The organism is Rhodococcus sp. WAY2 (genome assembly GCF_009859915.1).
GTDB classification, from domain to species: Bacteria; Actinomycetota; Actinomycetes; order Mycobacteriales; family Mycobacteriaceae; genus Rhodococcus_F; species Rhodococcus_F oxybenzonivorans.
In genome coordinates this window covers 42,235-60,405 of the sequence record NZ_CP046575.1, presented here as the reverse complement: position 1 = coordinate 60,405, position 18,171 = coordinate 42,235, and the positions used below count along the sequence as shown (strand labels likewise).

General features: G+C 67.6%; 13 protein-coding genes and 3 pseudogenes. 3 read left to right on the top strand and 13 right to left on the bottom strand.

The window, feature by feature from the left end:
- Positions 1-164 precede the first annotated feature (164 nt).
- The 3 genes and pseudogenes from GFS60_RS37030 to GFS60_RS37020 form a co-directional block, all read right to left on the bottom strand.
- Positions 165-1,232 carry a potassium channel family protein gene (locus GFS60_RS37030; RefSeq protein WP_159929572.1) on the bottom strand — a complete coding sequence of 356 codons (1,068 nt, stop codon included), beginning with the start codon at positions 1,230-1,232 and terminating at the stop codon, positions 165-167.
- Between the two features lie 157 nt (positions 1,233-1,389).
- Positions 1,390-1,674 (bottom strand): annotated as a pseudogene (locus GFS60_RS37025) (TrkA C-terminal domain-containing protein); the annotation flags it as partial.
- Positions 1,647-2,114: pseudogene (locus GFS60_RS37020) on the bottom strand (permease); the annotation flags it as partial. The pseudogenes GFS60_RS37020 and GFS60_RS37025, both read right to left, overlap by 28 nt.
- 149 nt (positions 2,115-2,263) lie before the next feature.
- Between GFS60_RS37020 and GFS60_RS37015 the strand changes: the two are divergent.
- Positions 2,264-3,841, top strand: a complete 1,578-nt coding sequence (locus GFS60_RS37015; protein WP_159929570.1) for an alkaline phosphatase D family protein — start codon at positions 2,264-2,266, stop codon at positions 3,839-3,841.
- A gap of 158 nt (positions 3,842-3,999) precedes the next feature.
- On the opposite strand, the gene GFS60_RS37010 is transcribed toward GFS60_RS37015, so the two are convergent.
- From GFS60_RS37010 to GFS60_RS36985, 5 genes are all read right to left on the bottom strand, one after another.
- The gene (locus tag GFS60_RS37010) at positions 4,000-4,794 is read right to left on the bottom strand and encodes an alpha/beta fold hydrolase (protein ID WP_442972240.1); all 795 of its coding nucleotides are present in this window, start codon (positions 4,792-4,794) and stop codon (positions 4,000-4,002) included.
- A gap of 288 nt (positions 4,795-5,082) precedes the next feature.
- On the bottom strand, positions 5,083-5,397 hold the full coding sequence (locus tag GFS60_RS37005) for a PASTA domain-containing protein (protein ID WP_159929568.1): 315 nt from the start codon (positions 5,395-5,397) through the stop codon (positions 5,083-5,085).
- A gap of 1,259 nt (positions 5,398-6,656) precedes the next feature.
- On the bottom strand, positions 6,657-7,328 hold the full coding sequence (locus GFS60_RS37000) for a M23 family metallopeptidase (RefSeq protein ID WP_159929566.1): 672 nt from the start codon (positions 7,326-7,328) through the stop codon (positions 6,657-6,659).
- A 694-nt stretch (positions 7,329-8,022) separates the two neighbouring features.
- Positions 8,023-8,670, bottom strand: coding sequence for an RES family NAD+ phosphorylase (locus GFS60_RS36990; RefSeq protein ID WP_159929564.1), 648 nt, complete (start codon positions 8,668-8,670; stop codon positions 8,023-8,025).
- Between the two features lie 3 nt (positions 8,671-8,673).
- On the bottom strand, positions 8,674-9,291 hold the full coding sequence (locus GFS60_RS36985) for a DNA-binding protein (protein WP_159929562.1): 618 nt from the start codon (positions 9,289-9,291) through the stop codon (positions 8,674-8,676).
- Between the two features lie 809 nt (positions 9,292-10,100).
- Here GFS60_RS36985 and GFS60_RS36980 point away from each other — a divergent pair.
- The gene (locus GFS60_RS36980; RefSeq protein ID WP_201453724.1) at positions 10,101-10,259 is read left to right on the top strand and encodes a hypothetical protein; all 159 of its coding nucleotides are present in this window, start codon (positions 10,101-10,103) and stop codon (positions 10,257-10,259) included.
- 63 nt (positions 10,260-10,322) lie between these two features.
- On the opposite strand, the gene GFS60_RS36975 is transcribed toward GFS60_RS36980, so the two are convergent.
- From GFS60_RS36975 to GFS60_RS36955, 5 genes and pseudogenes are all read right to left on the bottom strand, one after another.
- A complete protein-coding gene (locus GFS60_RS36975; protein WP_159929560.1) occupies positions 10,323-11,363 on the bottom strand; it encodes an ABC transporter ATP-binding protein in 1,041 nt (346 codons plus the stop codon).
- A complete protein-coding gene (locus tag GFS60_RS36970; protein WP_201453733.1) occupies positions 11,360-12,874 on the bottom strand; it encodes an ABC transporter permease in 1,515 nt (504 codons plus the stop codon). The genes GFS60_RS36975 and GFS60_RS36970 overlap by 4 nt, the downstream gene beginning before the upstream one ends.
- Before the next feature lie 71 nt (positions 12,875-12,945).
- Positions 12,946-13,986, bottom strand: a complete 1,041-nt coding sequence (locus GFS60_RS36965) for an iron ABC transporter substrate-binding protein (protein WP_159929558.1) — start codon at positions 13,984-13,986, stop codon at positions 12,946-12,948.
- Positions 13,987-14,125: 139 nt separating this feature from the next.
- A complete protein-coding gene (locus tag GFS60_RS36960; RefSeq protein WP_442972239.1) occupies positions 14,126-16,732 on the bottom strand; it encodes an AMP-binding protein in 2,607 nt (868 codons plus the stop codon).
- 185 nt (positions 16,733-16,917) lie between these two features.
- Positions 16,918-17,229, bottom strand: a pseudogene (locus GFS60_RS36955) (phosphatidylserine/phosphatidylglycerophosphate/cardiolipin synthase family protein); the annotation flags it as partial.
- 208 nt (positions 17,230-17,437) lie between these two features.
- On the opposite strand from GFS60_RS36955, the gene GFS60_RS36950 reads away from it, so the two are divergent.
- Positions 17,438-18,019 carry a hypothetical protein gene (locus tag GFS60_RS36950; RefSeq protein ID WP_236603745.1) on the top strand — a complete coding sequence of 194 codons (582 nt, stop codon included), beginning with the start codon at positions 17,438-17,440 and terminating at the stop codon, positions 18,017-18,019.
- Positions 18,020-18,171 lie beyond the last annotated feature (152 nt).

Sequence of the window (18,171 nt, the reverse complement as noted above, 5' to 3'; positions counted from 1 at the left end):
GAGGAGGAGGCCCCACGATGCCCCCCATCCTCACTTTGCAGCTTCCGGCGTTCCGTTGCTGCCGATGTCCTGCACCCGCAGACGGCGGACTACGGGGCATACCCCTCGAGACGGTCAAGCAGTCCGGGCTGACAGGGCATGCCGGAGAAGCTATTTCCGTTCGATCAATCCGTCACCTGCCGGATGTAGAGCAGGGTGTCGCCGGCCTCGATTGCGTCGACCTCGGGTGTGCCGCTGCGCAGCAGTTGTCCGTCGCGCACCACCCCGAGGACGATGTCCGGCAGCTGCCGCGGTGACTCGCCGACCTCGCTGAATTCCACGGGGCGTTCGGCGATCGCGAAGCCGGTCTCCGGGGTGAGCAGGTCCTCGATGATGTCCACCACGTTCGGGGTGATGGTGGACGCGCCGAGCAGCCGGCCCGCGGTTTCGGAGGAAACGACCACGGTGTCGGCGCCGGACCGGCGTAACAGGTGCCCGTTCTGGGCTTCGCGGATCGAGGCGACGATCTTCACGGTGGGTGCGATCTCGCGCGCGGTGAGTGTGACCAGCACCGCGGTGTCATCGCGGCTGGGAGCGACGATGATCGACGACGCGTGCTGGGCACCGGCCAGCCGCAGCACGTCCGACTGGGTCGCCGACCCGTGCACCGTCACCAACCCCTGCCCGGACGCGGTCTCGAGGACCGCCGGATCGGTATCGACGACCACGATGTCGGAGACGGCGACGCCATCGCCGAGCATCGAGGTGACGGCGGCGCGGCCCTGGGTGCCGTAGCCGACGACGACGGTGTGATGGCGGGTGCGGCGTCGCCAGCGTTGAATTTTGAAGCTCTGCCGGGAGGTCTCGGTCAGCGCGGCGAGGGTGGTACCGACCAGGACGATGAGGAAGAAGATCCGCAGCGGGGTGACGACGAGGATGTTGACCAGCCGCGCCTGTGCGGTGATCGGGGTGATGTCGCCGTAGCCGGTGGTCGAGAGCGACACCGTGGCGTAGTAGAGGCAATCGAGCAGCGAGAGCGGGTCCTCCTGGACGTCGCGGTAGCCGTCGCGATCGAGATACACCACCAGGACCACCGCCGCCAGGGCGGCGAGCGCATACCCGATCCGCCGGGTGATGGCCCGCCAGGGACTGCCGTGCAGCTGCGGTACCCGCAGGATCCCGACCAGCGCGAAATCGGGGCGTTCGGTGAGCACGTCGGACCTGCGCAGCCGGGCGTGCAACCTACCGGGCATCGCCTCGATCACCCCGTTCTCGTCGCCGGTCTCCGGGCGGAGCCTACGCGCCGACAGCTGCCGGGCGATTCACCACCGGACTCTCGGGGGCCGCCGCCGCAACGTCCTCGGCCCCGTGTCGGACCAGACCGGCGGATCGGGCGAGAGGCGACGCGAATCAGGTCAGTTCGCTGAATCGTTCGGTGTCGCGCACCCGACCGGAGACGATGATGGTGTCCCCGGGCTCGATGACGGTGTCCGCCGTGGCATAGGTGAAGCCCTCGCCGGGACGTTTGATCGCGACGACGGTGACCCCGTACGTGGAGCGGACGGTGGTCTCACCGAGGCGCTTCCCGATGACTGTGGCGGGCGGGACGGTTTTGACCATGGCGAAGCCGTCGTCGAACTCGATGTAGTCCATCATCCGGCCCCGCACCAGGTGCGCCACCCGCTTGCCCATGTCGCCGCAAGTCGGGCCAGCACCATGCGCGGTTCCCCCGGGAAGGCGACCGCGGTGGCAACAAGGACCACCGGGTTGATGGCAGGCGCGGACAGCAAAAACGTCAACGCCGCGGCGCTCGGCGCACCCTGATCGATCAGCCGGCGGGCCACCGGGACCGCTCCGCACTCACAGCCCGGGAGCGCGGCGCCCGCAAGACCGGCCACCCCGACCGCCACCGACTCACGCCGCGGCAGCAGGGTGCGCAGCATCCGCGGCGAGACGAAGGCCGCGATCGCGCCGCTGATCAGCACCCCGAGGACCAGGAACGGCATCGCCTGAACGAAGACGCCGGAACACACCGTGGCAGCGGTCTGGAGCGAGGGAAACGAGTTGACGAAGTCGATCATCAGTGATCCGCGGAACAGCAACGCCGCAACCAGAAGGGCCACGAGCGCCTGCATCGACGTGAGGCGGGGACGGATCGCGGTAGGCACGGACCCATCATGCTGGTCCCGACACCCCCGCGAATACTCCTGAGCGTGTGATCGCTGCTCGAGGCACTCGGGCGTGATCACTCTGGCGCTGGGCTCAACACAGCCTACCGTGGTGTATGTCCCTTTCCCGTCGGCAGTTGTTGCGAGTAGGTGTGGCCGGATCGGCTGCGGTGCTGGTGGGTACGGCGGCGGTGAGCAGCGCGCGGTTGCCTGCCCCGCGGTGGCGAGGAGATGACCCATTCGGACTCGGTGTGGCATCGGGAGATCCGACACCCGATGGTGTCGTCCTGTGGACCCGCCTGGCGCCGGACCCCCTTGCCCCCGGCGGACGCGGCGGCATCGGGTGGGATCCGGTGACCGTCGAATACGAAGTCGCGCACGACGAGAGCTTCCGGCAGGTGGTGACGCGCGGTACGGCGGTCGCGACCCGCGAACTCGCCCACAGCGTGCACCCGGAGATCCACGGCTTGGAGCCCGCTCGCTGGTACTTCTACCGGTTCCGTGCCGGCTCGGCGATCTCCCCGGTGGGCCGGACCCGCACGGCCCCGGCTCCGGGGCAGCCCACCGCGCGGATGCGGTTCGCGTTCGCCTCCTGCCAGTCGTGGAGTTCGGGCTTCTACACCGCTTACGAGCACATGAGCGCCGAAGACCTCGATCTGGTCGTCCATCTGGGCGATTACATCTACGAGCGCGGGTGGCGGCGCGGCCGCGAGGGAATGTCGATGGGAGCGGACCGCGGCGAAGCCGTCGATCTGCCCGGCTACCGGCTGCACTACGCACAGTACAAAGCCGAGCAGCCGCTGCGCGACGCCCATGCAGCGTTTCCCTGGATCGTGACCATGGACGATCACGAGGTCGACAACAACTGGGCCGCCGACTCGCCGGGACTGGGCCTCGATATCTACCGAATACCCGCACTGTTCCGCCGGCGCCGAGCCGCCGCCTTCCAGGCGCTGTACGAGCACCAGCCGCTGCGACTCGCGCAGCGGCCCGCCGGGCCTGGGATGCGCCTACACCGCCGCTACCGGTTCGGCGATCTCGCGCAGATCACCATGCTCGACACCCGGCAATATCGGAACCGGCAGGCCTGCGGGGGAAATGTCACCGCCCACTGCGCCGACCGGCTCGACACCGACCGCACGATACTGGGTGCACAGCAACGCAACTGGCTGCTCGACGGATTCACCGGCTCGCCCGCCCGTTGGCAGATCATCGGCAATCAGGTGGCGATGGGCCAGACCGACAACGACCCCGGCCCGGACACCGTGGTGTCCTCCGACTCGTGGGACGGATACGTCGCCGATCGCAACACCGTCCTCGGCGCCGCAGCGGATCGCGGCGTCCGCAATCTGGTGGTGATCACCGGCGACCGTCACCAGAACATCGTCGCCGACCTGCGCCGGGACTACGCCGACCCGCAATCACCGATCGTCGCGTCGGAATTCTCGGGAACGTCGATCACCTCCGCCGGCGACGGCGCCGACATGAATGACACCGGCCGCCGCCTGCTGGCCGCCAATCCCGACATGAAGTTCTTCAACGCGCAGCGCGGATACGTGCGGGTCGACCTGGACCATCAGTTGTGGCGCAACGACTTCCGCGTCATGCCCTATATCCGGCGCCCGGGCGCGCCGATCCACACCCGCGCCAGCTTCGTGGTCCAGGATCAGATACCCAGCGTCACCGAGGCGTGACGGCCCGACACTGCCACCCACGACACGGCAAGCCCGATCCACCTCTGGCCCGCGGACCGGGCACCGCCTGAGCAGCGGTGCCGTGCCGAGCCACGACGCCCCAGGGTGCGCCTGTCGGACGAACGTGGCTCGGGCACGCACGGGGAGGGGTAATGGCCTCAGTTGCCGAGGAATCGGCGGATCTGCGGGACGACGGCGTCGGCGAGGTCATCCGCCGTCTCGAGCGCGTCGAACGAGACGTTCCGCGCGAGTGTCGCATGCGGGATGGTCGCGCTCATCCGTTCGGCGAGCTCGGCCGGATGGCGCTCGTCGGCGCCGGGGACGATGAGCACCGGAACGTCGATCGCACCGAGTTCGTCGAGCGTGCGGAACGAGCGGTCACGCCCAATGGCGGCCGCTGCGGCGACGCTCCCCGGATCGGCGCGCGGTATCGCCGAGCGCACCAGGTTCCCGATCAGCGGTTGCAGGTGGGGAAGGAACAACTCCCACGCCGCTTCGATACCGTCCCCTCGCACCCGCTCGGCGAAGCGGTCCATCAACGCGGTTTCGGCCAATTTCGCTTCGTCGTCCTCGATATCCTCGGCGCTGATCACCACGACCGCCCGCACGCGCGAGGGGAAGGCCAGAGCGGCGCGTAAGGCGATGGTGCCGCCCAGCCCGGTCCCGCCGATCACAGCCTCCGGCGCGCCCAGGTGGTCGAGGAGGGCGATCACGTCGTCAGCGTAGCGACTCCACGTGTGCAGCGCCGGATCCCGGCACACCGAGCGGCCGTACCCCCGCACGTCCGGAACAACAACGGTGAACCGGTCTTCGAGACGCGTCGCCATCGGCAGCAAGCTGTGATGATCAGGGCCCCCGCCATGCAACAGGACGACGACCGGACCCTCTCCACACCCCGCGGCGAACAAGCGCGCTCCGTCGTCGCCGGGGTAGTTGATTTGGCGCATCGCCATCCGTTCTCACCTCGTGTCCAGGGTTCCTGCTGCAGGGGTACTCGCTGAAACACGACGAGTGTCGCAGAGTGTCGGATCCCGGCGGGGGCTTCCGCTGGACCAGCGGTCGGCCCTGGCCGCGGGGCTGGGGCGATTCGCCACCATCGTTTCGACCGCCTCGACTGCGCTTGCGATTGGTTTCCGCCATGACCCGACCTTGGTCCAGGTCCACGCGATTGCGTCACACGGAGACCCAGGATCCGCGGAGCTTGTTGAACCGCACACACCGTCATTCGAGGCACCGCGCAGTTAGTGCACATCGAAGACAGCCTTATTGCCTTTCGGGTCGGGCGGAGGTCTGCGGGGCTCGCGCATCCCGCCACGTCCGTCGTCATTTCTGTCGATCCACACGGCCAGCGCGGACCCAGGGGCGACCAGTGAGCCTGGGGTGGGTGCTTGAGCCGTGATCACTCCGGTGGGCAGGTCGGACTTGCCTATTGGGCCGGCGTCTGCTTCGGGGCCGCGCAGCCAGAGTCCGGCGTGGTCGGCCTCACGCTTCGCCTTCGAGGGGGACATGCCGATGACGTTGGGGACCACTACGAGGTCACTATGGCGTCGAAACATCGGGTGTATCCACCTCGCCTCGAAACCGGAGGGAACGGTGTACGCAGTCGACGATACGTGTCCCGACAGCGACGACGACATCAATCGCCGAGGTCCTCGGCATCGGCTTCACTCTCCGAGCGGACCACTGAACTTGTGTTTCCGGGCCGGTGTGCCGGGCGTTCACAGAGATTGACCAACCCAGGGAGCGCCGTCGGCAGTACACGCAAAAAGGCGATCGGCCCGAGGTCGGTTTGCGCGCCACACATCGTACCGATCGCCATCAGCGGTATTTTCGAGTGCTCTTCGATGCAATCACGCTCCCCTCGCCCCACCCAGATCGAGCCTATCGCCGCGCGGGCGTGTGGGACAGGGAAGATTCCGCCTGTGAACGTGGACCCGACCCGTTGCGCAACGGCTGCTTCACCACTCGTCCGGTCACCGAGGTGGCCGCGAGCCGGAAGCTGAACATCCTCGAATACGCCGAGCGAGCTGGAGATGATGGCGGGGCCCGCAGCGGCACACCTCACGGCTGCGGGCGCGGGTGATGACGGTTGCGGATGTCGACCAGCAGCTCCGCCAAGTCCGGCAGGAGTTGAATCTCCTGTCCCGTCGGGTCCTGAGGTTGGCGGCATCGGCGGTCGCGGGTGGACCAGACGGACGTGGTCGAGGGTCTCTTGGACGCGCGCGCTCAACGATGCTGTGGAGGCGTTCGAGTCGATGAGCGAACGCTGACCTTCGACCCCACCGAACCCCTGCTCCGCCCGGGAGCAGGGGGTTCGGCGTCGCCGCACCGGGTGCGCACAGCGGTGCGGGGCGCACAAACAATGAGCGACACGTACCGAACCGCTCGACGTGCCTCCGGCGTCGCAATGCAGCCGAGCAGAGACATGCGGTCGACCGCACAGCCGGAACTCGGGAGGGCAGGATCAGGTGTCGATGCTGTTTCCGACGGCGACCAGTGTGGCCGCGCTAGGGTACGGCCGCGACCACCTGTCCGGTCACCTTGACCGCGAAGGTGACGCCAAGGATTTCCGGGGAACTGTTCTGAGAACACAGGACTGGTTATCGGAGCACCTCCCACTGGTCGCAGCTTTCTCGAGAGAGCCGGTCAGGTGAACTGACCAGCCTCAGCGACTATGCGCGCGAGAACTGAGCCAAGAACGTGGAACCGGGGCGGCTTCCCGTGCGACCGCATCGAACGAAATCGAGTGTCCTGCAATGTTCATTCGGTGCACCGTGGCGACATCGTGTGGAACTGACTACCGTCGGGGCGAGTTCTAGTCGGTTCCCCAGGTCGCCGAGACGCCGCGGTCGCGCAGCCACTGGCTCGGGTTGAGCCGGTTGCCGCCTGCGTCAGAGACCTCGAAGTGCAGGTGCGGACCGGTCGACTGACCACGGTTGCCGACGGTGGCGATCTGCTGACCCGCCGCGACCCGCTGGCCGACGTTGACGATGAACTCGTTGATGTGGCCGTACACGGTGACGGCGCCGTCGTCGTGGCGCACCCGCACCCACAACCCGAACCCGGAGGCCGGGCCCGCGGAGATGACCTCACCGTCGGCCGCGGACTGGATCGGGGTGCCGATCGGGGCCGCGATGTCGATGCCGCCGTGGTGTGCGCCCCATCGGGGGCCGTAGCCGGAGGACAGCGTGCCGGACACCGGCTGCACGGCGCGGACCTTGAGCGGAGCGGGGCTGCCCGGATTGACCGGTCCGGGCGTGCCGGGTGCGGGCGGGGCGGCCGGGAGGTCGGGCAGCTCGATCGCGGGCAGCTGAACACCGGCGGGCAGCAGGCCCGGTGGGATCTCGAGCGGGCGGGCGGCCGCGGACCCGGCGCCGAACTGCGCGCCGCCGATCAGGATGGCACCGGTCGCCGCGGCGACGGTCGCGATTTTCACGCGGCTGGTGATGGAATTTGAAGGATGTGCCGTCCTGCGGTGTTTCGCCACGGTGTCTTACCTCGTCTTCGTTGGCTGGCCCGCGCTCGTGAGATTCGCGGCCTCGGACCCCCGTCGAAAAGGAAAGTAACAAAACGGTATCGACCGCACAATCGTGACCTAATCGATATCTAAATATGATCTTGCTTGAATACGCCCACGTCAGGGGCCTAGAGCGGCCATCACGGACAAAGGCGACACCGGGATCACCATCCCGGGGACCCCGTCGAGCAGCGCCGCCCAAGGCTGAGGAAACCGGCGGTGACCTCGACGTTTGCCGGGCCGGCGAGTGGGTGCGGGGACCGGCGCGACGGCATCCCGGATGCGGCGAGTGTCGCTTCACGGCCCGACGCAAGCGGACACGCCACCGACTTCGTCAAATGTGACGGGAACCACACAATGCTGTCCCGTCCAGGGGTTACCTACTCGCCGAAAAGCGGGTGGACGGATCAGTACAAAGCCCTGCAGGAACAGTCCGACACACGGCGCGCACCGCAGAAGCTCCTCGCTCGCGCGATCGACGGGCACGTGGAGAACGTTGTCTCTGCACAGGCCCTCGCGACCCTCCGGTTTTCACTCGACGCCCTCTCCAGCGGCGTCCCGCTGGGCGTCGACCTCAACGCGATTCCCGCACCGGGAATCGAAGTTAGTAGCGAGTATCCCCGTTGGTGGGAGGTCGTGGTGGGCTGTCGGGAACAGGCGAATGTCACACGACTTTGTATCCGAGTTTGTCGGCGACGCCGGCGAGTCGGGTGGCGAGGGCCGGGTCGGTCAGCGCTCGTGAGGTGAGGGGAGCGGTCGGCATCGCGTCCTGCGCTCGGGAGAACAGGGCTGCGCAGAGGGCCCCGGTGAAGCGGCTGTTGTAGCTGATGCCGTCGAGATGAGGGAATGCGTCGACGATGGCGCGGGCCCACCTCTGGGTGTGGTCGTGTCCGGCTGTGGAGATGGCATAGGTTCCGCCGGCGCGGGTGGGCCAGTGGCCGGTGCTGTCGGTGGAGACGTCGAGGAGGCGCAGGGTGCGGGTGAAACGCAGGCCGGTCAAGTAGGGGATCTCGAATGCGCGGTCGATGGTCCGATCGTTTTGGAACGCTTCGCCGAGCGCGGCACCGGGGTTGGTTGCGCCGTACCAGACGCCGTGCGCGGGGTGATGTCCGCGCGGTTGCGGGTGGGGATCGAATCTCAGCACAGGCCCGAAGGTGCGGAACGCGTTCCACGCCAGGGTGTGCACGGCGGTGGTGCGGTGCACCCGCCACCAGGTTTCGGTCGTATCGATGAGGCGGTATTCGTTCGGTCGGATTCCGATGGCGCGCAGTTCATCGGGCGACGGAGGTGGGGGGAGGGGGAGGATGGACATCCGTCAGGCGCTCGCCCATCTCTGCTGCTCCACGACGCAAGAGGCGGCCGCGATGTCGCCGCCCGACCGTAGCCAATGCAGTATGGATGCGGGCTTGCCCTCGTCGCGGAGTTGGTCTTGCGGAGTGGTCAGGAGCCCTTCGACGGCCAGGGGGTGCAGCCCGGCGGGCAGGGCAGACAGGATCTTGTCCAGGCCGCGTACCAGGCCAGGTCGGGGTCCCTCGGGTTCGAACTGCAGTGCCGGGAAGAGCCATTTCCCCTGGTCCTTGAGCGCCCATAGCGTGCGGTCGGCTACCCGCTGCCGGATCCGCGACGGATCGACCTCGAGGAGGGCGCTGACCTCGGCCGATGTGCGCGCGGTGCTCAGCAGGCGGGTGTAGGCGGCAACGTTGTCGAGCATCTTCCGCCGGTAGGCGTCCTGGTCTTCGCCGAAGTCGGCGGCGTCGTACATCGCGGCCTCGGCAGCGGGAAGGGCCACCGAGGCTTGGTGGATGGTGGGGAGCGCGTCGAGGGCGCGTTCGATGTCGAGTCGAGCCATCTTGATGCCGAACTTCTCGCTGAGTAGTTGCTCGAGCGGCTGGGTGCCGCCGCCGGTGTCTCGCGTCTCAATGTCCGCCGCCATTATCACCAACTCCTCTCGTTACCTAACAGTGTAGCCGTGCGTTAGAATCGGTGCACCCGGTCGGGCCAGGACTACGTGAACCAGTGGATCTTCTCGCCCGCTGCATGGAGGGTCCCTGTGTGTTCTGTCAAGAAGGTGCGCGTTCGAACATCGGGGATCAAGAGCTTGGTGCGGGTCGATGAGGTAAGCGTCGACCCGCACCATTTCTGCACCCTGTGACGCACCCATCCGACACTCTGCTTCACCAGATGGGTCGAACGGAACCGCACTGGCCAGCGAGTTCCGGTCAGTACCCGAATTTTCGGGAAGTGCCGGTGATGGTTCGGCTTACGGTGCGTCTCGCGATCCTGATTCTGTGCCGAATTCAGGGAATTAGGTTGGCCATCAGTCAACTTCACTCGGATTCGGTGGGCAGAAAATCAACGCAAGCAGGTACGCCGCAACCATTGCAGCGAAACAGGAGCCTAGGGGTGCCCACGACGCGACGGTAGTAGAGGAAGCGGTCAACCACGCGACGACGAGGCCGACAGAGATTCCGACCGCCGCGGAGGTGCAGATTGCGAATCGGTGCTGCCACCAGCGGTTACTGGCCGGCCGCTATGCAGGGGCAGTCCGGAGAGCGAGCTTACCGCCGACGACTGCCACGCCCCCGACACACGCTCCGAGGACAAGACCTGTCAAAGCGGCGATGGCTGACCCTGCGACATCGCCACCGACCAGCAAGGCGACGACCACCCCCGCCACAGAGCCGAGAACGGCAGAGATACACGACCTCGAGGTTCGCGATCACCCTGATCGGCTACTGGGTGGTGGGTCTGCCCGTCGGGCTGCTGTGCGCGTACGGGCTGGGGCTGGAAGCCCCCGGGATGTGGATCGGACTGTCCTGTGGGCTCCTCGCTGCCGCAGTCCTGCTGCTGCGCACCTTCCGGAAACGGCTGGACGCCATCGAGAGCCACCCAGTGTCGTAGCGTCGACACCGGACGAAACGGCTACGTGCATCGCACGCGCACGACCCGCGCGAGGGGAAGCTCTCACAGGTGGTACGCCACGGCCGTGCCGAGGACGCGGATGCCGACGCGGTCGCCGGGGGTGAGGGCGGTGGCGCCGAAGCGGCGGACGGTGACCCGTTCGGGGACCATGCCGTCCGCGTTGTCGAGGCGGATGCCGAGCAGCATCTCCGATCCGAGGTATTCGACGTCGACGACCGTCCCGGTTACGCCTGCGCCGTCCGTGGTCACCTCGATCTGCTCCGGCCGCAACATGACTCGGGCGCTCCCGCGGACGCCGTTCGGGGCCACGGCCACGTCGCCGAGGGCGCAGTGGGCCCGGCCGCCGTCGACGTGCGCCGACAACACGACGGCGTCACCGATGAACTGCGCGGTGGGGACGTCGATCGGGGTGGAATAGATTTCGCGTGGGGTACCGATCTGGGCGAGGCGGCCCGTGCTCATCACCGCGACCCGGTCGGCGAACGACAGCGCCTCGGGCTGGTCGTGGGTGACGAGGATGGTGGTGATCGCGGCCTTCGCGAGGACGTCGGCGACGATCCTGCGCGTGTTCGCCCGCAGCCCGGCGTCCAGTGCGGAGAACGGCTCGTCGAGCAGCATGAGTTCGGGTTCGCGGGCCAGCGCCCGCGCGAGTGCCACCCGCTGCTGCTGCCCGCCCGACAGCTGGTCGGGTCGCCGGGACGCGTACGACGGGTCCAGCGACACCATCTCGAGGAGCTCGGCGATCCTCGGCGCGGTGCGGGCCCGGCGGGGCAGACCGAACCCGACGTTCGCGCCGACCGTGGCGTGCGGGAACAGCGCACCGTCCTGGGCCACGTACCCCACCGACCGCCGGTGCGCGGGCGTCCAACCGCCGCCCGCGACGACCCGGCCGGCCAGTGCGATGGTGCCGGCATCCGGCTTCTCGAACCCCGCGATCAGGCGGAGCAACGTGGTCTTGCCGCAACCCGACGGCCCCACGATCGCCGTCGTGGATCCCGCCTCGACGGCGAACGCGACGTGCCGGAGGATCGCCGCAGCGCCGAACGACTTGTCGAGTCCTTCCACTTCGAGTGCGTATGTCATAGTCCCGCTACCTTTTTCGACTGGGAGAAGAGCACGTAGGTCATGGGCAGCGACAACACGATCATGATCAGCGCGTACGGCGCGGCGCCGGCGTAGTCGATCTCGCTGCTCAGCGACCAGAACCGCATGGACAGGGTGCGGGTACCGGTGGGCGCCAGCAACAGGGTGGCGGTCAGCTCGTTGACGATCCCCAGGAACACCAGAGCCCCGCCCGCCGCCGTGGCCGGGGCGGCCAGCCGCAGCGTCACCCGGAAGAAGGCCGACAGCGGTGAGACACCCAGCGACTGCGCCGCCTCCTCGAGCCCGACAGGCGCCTGCGCGAGTCCGGCCCGGAGGTTCACCAGGGCACGCGGCAGGAAGAGCAGCGCGTAGCCCGCGATCACGACGGCCACGCTCTGATAGAGCGGGTGGAGGTAGCGGATGGAGACGGTGACCAATGCCAGGGCCACCACGATGCCGGGCAGCGAACTCGAGATGTAGGTGCCGCCCTCGAGGAAGCGGCTGAACCGTCCGCGGCGGCGGATCGAGATCCAGGCGATCGGGAAGGCGAGTACACACGTCACGACGGCGCCGGCGATGCCGAACCCGAGCGTCTGTACCAGCGCGGACGCAACGGCCTCCCACTCCCAGACCGCGCTCCCGCCGATGACGAGCCACCGCAGGACGCTGACCACCGGGACACCGACGGACGCCGCGATCAGCACCCCGAGGAACGCCAGCACGATCGGCGAGTACCGCCAGCCGAGTTCGGCGGGCACCGCCCGGCGGGCCGCACCCGACCCGATCCGGGCGTACCGGGCGCTGCCGCGGACGACCGATTCGATCACCAGCAGGGTCAGGCAGAGCAGCACCAGGACACCGGCGAGCATGGTCGCCGCGGTCCCGTTGAACGTCGACTGGTACTGCTCGAAGATCGCCGTCGTGAACGTGTCGAACCTGATGAAGACGAAGGCGCCGTATTCGGCGAGAAGGTGCAGCGAGACCAGCAGCGCCCCGCCGGCGATGGCCAGGCGCAGCTGCGGCACCACGACGCGGAAGAACACCGCCCACGGCCCGAGTCCGAGTGCTCGCGCCGATTCCTCGACGGCCGGATCCAGCCGGCGCAGTGTCGCGGCCGCCGGAATGTAGACGAGGGGGAAATACGAGAGGGTCGCGATGAGGACACCGCCCGACAGCCCGCCGAGGGAGGGAATCGCCGTCACCCAGGAATAACTGTTCACGAACGCCGGAACGGCCAGAGGCGCCGCGAGGAGCACCGCCCACACCTTCGCCCCCGGAACCCGGGTGCGCTCGACGAGCCAGGCGGCGAGGACGCCGACGACGACGCAGATCGGCACCGTGACCACGACCAGCAGCACGGTGTTCGACAGCAATTCGCGTACCCGGGGTCGGAACAGCAACGCCGACGCGGTGTCCCAGCCCGTGGCGATGCTCGCCGCGATCACGTAGCCGAGCGGAATGAACGACGCGGCCACCACGATCACCGCGGCGACCGCCAGCGGCAGTGGCAGACCCGGCCGGGCGGTCGGGGGACGCGTCGTGGCCGCGTCTCCCGACCGCGCTCGGCCGATCAGTGCGAGATTCAGAGCAAACCGGCTTCCGTCATGAGTTCGGTGACCTGCGGGCTGTTGAGCTTCGCGGGGTCGACCTGCGGGGCCTGCAGTTCAGCGAGGGGAACCAGCTTCGGATTCGCGGGCACGCCACTGCCCACCGTGTACTCGAACGACGTCCCGGTCTGCAGGACGTCCTGTCCCTTCTGGCCGGTGACGAACTTCAGGAACTGCTGCGCCGCATCTTGCTTCGTGCTGGACTTCAGGACACCACCACCGGAGACGCTGACGAACGCTCCCGGATCCTCGTTCTTGAAGTAGTGAAGCGCGACGTTGTTGCTGTTCTCACCGGTCTTGGCCTGATCACCGAACCAGTAGTAGTGGTAGATCACACCGCCCGGGATCTCACCGGCGTTGACGGCCTTCATCACCGCACCGTTGCCCTTGTAGGTGCGGACGTTCTCCTTCATCCCGGCCAGCCACGCCCGGGTGGCGTCCTCACCCCTCAGTTCGAGCAGTGCACTGACGATGGCCTGGAAATCGGCGCCCGACGGGGACGCCGCCCAGCGGTCCTTCCAGGCGGGATCCTGTAGGTCGAGCAGGGACTTCGGCAGCTGGTCTTGGGGCAGCGTGTCCTTGTTGTACGCGAAGACGGTGGAACGAGCCGCGATCCCGGTCCACTGGCCGCTCGACGGCCGGTACTGGCTCGGGACCTGGTCGAGGACGTCCTGATTCACGTCGGCGAAGAGCCCGGCGTTCTCCACCAGCGTCATGGCCGGGGAATTCTCGGTGAGAAACACGTCGGCCGGCGACCGGTCACCCTCGGCCACGAGCTGGTTGCCGAGCTCGGTGTCACTACCGTTGCGCAGTTCCACCTCGATGCCGGTCTCCGCCGTGAAGGCGTCAGCCCACTCCTGGGTCAACGATTCGTGCTGCGCGTTGTACACGGTGATCTGGTTGGCGGCGCCCGAGTCGGTCGCGTTGTCCGAACCGGAATCCGAGCACCCCGACACCGTCAGCACCGCGGCGGTGGCGAGCGCCACCCCCGACATCAGTCCGATCCGCATCCTCATCGTCCGTCCTCTTCCGCAGCGGGAGCTGTCCCAGCCGTCTCCAGGAAATGATGCTACTCACAGGATTGGCAAACCTAAATTGCCGCGCGGGCGCATCGAGTGGAGGATCGCCCGGGACCACCGCACCCGATTGCCGTGTTCAGTGTGCGAAACGGTCGGCGGCCCTCCGTCGTGTTCTGGTCACGGCCTGGTGCACACCGAGCGGCATCCTGTGCGCTTCCGGTCGCCAGGCGCTGAGCGGGTGAAGGGCGAGGACGAATGTCACCGCTTGCCAATAGAGAATGCCGACCAGAATCGACAGCGCCAGCGCCAACCAAGGATGGTCGTCGCGTAGCGGCAGATACACCTGGAAATGTGTCAGGTAGATGTAGAGGGACGCACTCGCCAACACCCCTGCCACTCGGCTCAGCATCGTGGGGCAGGGGACGGATTTGAGCCACACCAGCAGGCAGAGCCCACCGACGACGATGATTTCCCGTCGAGTCTCGCCGAAGAAGAACCCGGGTACCGTGGCCACGACCACCGCGGTGACGCAGAGTCGATGCCAGATGGTCGTCGACTTGGCGGCTGCCCAGCCGAGGGCGAACAACCAGAAGACCACCGACGCGGTCAGGATGCGATTGCGGCTGTCGTCGACGTCGACCAGTCCGTACCGGGTGAGCAGGCCGAGGGCCACGAACCCCATCGCGAACCAGAACGGGTGCCTGCGCTCGATGCGGTCGACGAGCGGTATGTACAGCACCGCGGCGAGGACCAGCACGATGTACACAATCGCCTCGACGAACCAGTATCTCCACTCGGCGGACCACCCGTCCGGACCGAGAATGCCGTTGAGCAAGAATGCACTGGTGATGCGGTAGTCCCCGGTGAGGGCGATGACGGACCCGATCCACACCATGCTGGGAACGGCGATCCGGGCGACGCTCCCGAGTGTGTAGCGTATGCGTTCGGTCCGTTCGGCCGTGCCGAGGTGGAAGCGGGCGAAGTTGTAGCCCGCGATCCCGAGGAGCACGTGCGCTCCGCCGAGCAGCGTGAACAGGTGAATGTGCGAGCCCGCGATCAGCACGATCGCCACCGCGCGGAGCAGGACGTTGGTTTCCACTGTCCGCCAGCGGTGTCGCCTCGGAGCCGCTGCGAAGTCCCCGACACGGGTTGTGTGCCAGTTCTCGGGGAGGTAGCCGAGCATCCCCTCGAGTCGCAGGGACATCCGCACGTAGGACAGCGAGTCGCCGCCCAGGCTCACGAACGTGCTGTCGTCGGTGACGTGCGTGCAGCGGAGGATGTCGGCATACAGCGCCCTCACGGCGTCAGTGTCGGGGTCTGTGGTCGATTGCGTGGCCCGCGGGGGTTCGGACGCGTGCGCGAGCTCGGCGACGGCCCGGAGGTCGGGTTTTCCCGTGGAGGTCCGCGGAAGCTCGTCGACGGGGCACACCCGGATGGCTGCGACGGGAAGACCCGAGGCCCGGGCGGTCGCGTGCCGGACCGTGTCCACATCGCCGCCATTCTGGACGGCCACGATCAGTTCGTCCGTGCCGCCCGCGCAGCAGGCCGTCAGCCCGTGCTGCGCGAGTGCCGACTCGACGTGCTGCAGGTCGATCCGCAGTCCGAAGACCTTGGCGAATCGGCTGCGGCGACCGACCACCTCGTACAACCCGTCACCCGTCTGCCGGGCGAGGTCACCGGTCCGCAGTTCGCCACCGAGGGTGTCACCGAGGCGCAGGTCCTCGGGGGTGTGGGCGTAGCCGAGCATCACGTTCGGCCCCGCGTAGATCAGCTCACCGGCGCCTTCCGGGGCGTCGGCGACCGGTTCGAGTCGGAAGGATCCGCCGGGAATCGGCCGGCCGATCGACTGCGGGTGGGTGGCGGCGAGTTCCGGTGGCAGGTACGCCATCCGGGCGGTCGCCTCGGTCTGCCCGTACATGACGAACAAGTCCCAGCCCCGGCGGCGTCCCATTTCCGAATAGGCTCGGATGCGGTCCGGTGCCAGCCGCCCGCCGGCCTGCGTGATGTAACGCAGGTCGGGAAGATCCATTTCGTCGAACCCGATCCGGTCGAGTAGATCGAAGGTATAGGGCACGCCCGCAAATGTGGTGCCGTGGTGGGTCCGGACGAGGTCCCAGAACGCGGGGTCGGTGACCGAGAGAGTCGTGAGAACCAGGGCGGCGCCGCGTACGAGGTGGCTGTGGATGACCGACAATCCGTAGCAGTAGTGCATGGGCAGTGTCGTCACAGCGCGGTCGGTGCCCAGGATGTCGAGGTATTCCGCGATCGACTCCGCATTGGTCTGCAGGTTGCGGTGCGAGAGACGGACGAGCTTCGGCGAACCCGTCGATCCCGAGGTGCTCAGCAGCAGCGCGAGGTCGGGGTGCAGCAGGTGCGCGGAGCCCTCACACTGCTCCTCGACCACCGTGCGCCCGTTGGCGCTGCGCACCACGACGTCGGGTCGGTACGCGGCGATCAGACCATCGAGGCTGTCGTGTTTGTCGCCCGGGGCCAGCAGTACCGGATGCCCGGCGAACAGGGCCGCCAGATAGGTGACGATCAGATCGATGTCATTGGCGCCGGCGACCAGCACCAGACGGCGGGTCCCCCCGAGCCGTGAGGCCACCCGCTCGACGCGTTCTGCCAGGTCGCGGTAGGTGACCGTCTCGTCCGGCGTGCTCAATGCTGGTGCGTCACCGAATCCTCCCAACGCGCGCGCGAAGCGCACACCGGGGCTCTCTACACGGTCGGACTGGCTAGGCACCGACCGAGTCTATAAGGCATGCCGTACCTAACACTCCTGGTGGGACCGCGCGATACCCACTGCGGTGCAACCGGCGGGTCGAGGCGGTGGTGGGCCCCTGGTCGAGCAGCCTCGCGGACGTGATCGGGCTTCAATGAGTGCGTGTGGGAGATGCCGTGGCTTCCCGCCCGGCCCACACTCGCAATATCTTGCCCGTTCGCGTTCGCCAACAGGGCCGATGACCGCCGCCGGTTGGTGGCGATGACGTTGGCATGCAGGTTGGGTGACGACAGGACTCCTCACGCCGACGTCCACGTAGTACGCGAGTGCGGCCGGGGAGGTGGCGTGCGCACCGCGGCTCGGGAGGCGTTCACGACGAGGACGTCACCGGCACGCAGCGGGAGCAGGTCGGGGGCGTCCTCAACGAGGTAGGCGATCGCGGCATCCGAGGTCCCCGCGTTCGGATGGCGCGGGTGATGTGCGGCCAAGGGGCTCGGCCCGTGGAAGGTGGTCCCCATGCTCGGAAACGATAGCGGGATGTGTGGCGCGCTCGTCGAACTAGACGGGATGTCGATCCATTGGTTGCCTCACTGGGTGCGCTGGCGGTGGTTGTTGCGTTCTCTACGGCTCTCTAGTAGGCGCGGAGCGGAGATGTCCTCCCAGTGGCTGCGTCGGTGTGGGCGTGGCGCCGGTATGTCTGTCGGCCAGGTGCTTAGGGTTGGGGAGGTGAGCGGTAGTGAGCGGGTGGTGATATTCGACCTCGATGGTGGGCTGGCGGACCTGTCGGCATTCGCTCACCTCTTGACCGGCGGCTGGGAGGGGAGCCGTCGGCAGGCGTGGCAGAGGTTTTTCGAGCATGTCGGGCAGGCGGCGGTCATCGAACCGAACCGGGACTTGGTGGAGGCGGTGGCCGGGCTGGGATTCGTTCCGGTTTATTCGACGACCCGTCCGATCTCGTGCGCGGGGCAGACCCGGCGGTGGCTCGGCGAGAACGGGTTTCCGCCGGGGCGGGCGTTGTTGTGCCGCGCCCGCGGCGATCACCGCGCCGCGGTCGAGGTCAAGACCGGGCATTGTCGGGCCGTCGGGCGGTGGTTGTCGGTGTTCGTCGACGACGAATCGGAGACAGTGGACGCATTGCAGTCCGGCGGTGTGCGGGCGCACTCGTTCGACGTGTTGTCCGGGATGGGGGTGCGGGACCTCCGGGCGACGCTGGCCGCGGGCGAGCGCGGAAGTACGGCAGCGAAAGGGGTGCGTCGCCGCAGTGCGGTGCACCGTCGACGCGGTGCGGTGGCACACGGAGCGGTCTGAGCTGGGTCCTGCGAAGCGAAACCGACTTCGTGGTGCGAAGCCCATGTCACGGTGATTCGTCGTTTTACCATCTTCAGTTTTTGTCTGAGACTGTCTGCCGTTCACCGAACAAGTCGTCGATGCAAAGCTTCGCTACGTGTCCGTAGCATCGT

Bases quoted from the DNA above. Each gene is read 5' to 3' on its own strand.
- GFS60_RS37030 (WP_159929572.1), bottom strand. From the start codon at position 1,232: ATGCCCGGTAGGTTGCACGCCCGGCTGCGCAGGTCCGACGTGCTCACC.
- GFS60_RS37010 (WP_442972240.1), bottom strand. From the start codon at position 4,794: ATGGCGATGCGCCAAATCAACTACCCCGGCGACGACGGAGCGCGCTTG.
- GFS60_RS36985 (WP_159929562.1), bottom strand. From the start codon at position 9,291: ATGGCGGCGGACATTGAGACGCGAGACACCGGCGGCGGCACCCAGCCG.
- GFS60_RS36975 (WP_159929560.1), bottom strand. From the start codon at position 11,363: ATGACATACGCACTCGAAGTGGAAGGACTCGACAAGTCGTTCGGCGCT.
- GFS60_RS37005 (WP_159929568.1), bottom strand. From the start codon at position 5,397: ATGTTTCGACGCCATAGTGACCTCGTAGTGGTCCCCAACGTCATCGGC.
- GFS60_RS36965 (WP_159929558.1), bottom strand. From the start codon at position 13,986: ATGAGGATGCGGATCGGACTGATGTCGGGGGTGGCGCTCGCCACCGCC.
- GFS60_RS36990 (WP_159929564.1), bottom strand. From the start codon at position 8,670: ATGTCCATCCTCCCCCTCCCCCCACCTCCGTCGCCCGATGAACTGCGC.
- GFS60_RS37015 (WP_159929570.1), top strand. From the start codon at position 2,264: ATGTCCCTTTCCCGTCGGCAGTTGTTGCGAGTAGGTGTGGCCGGATCG.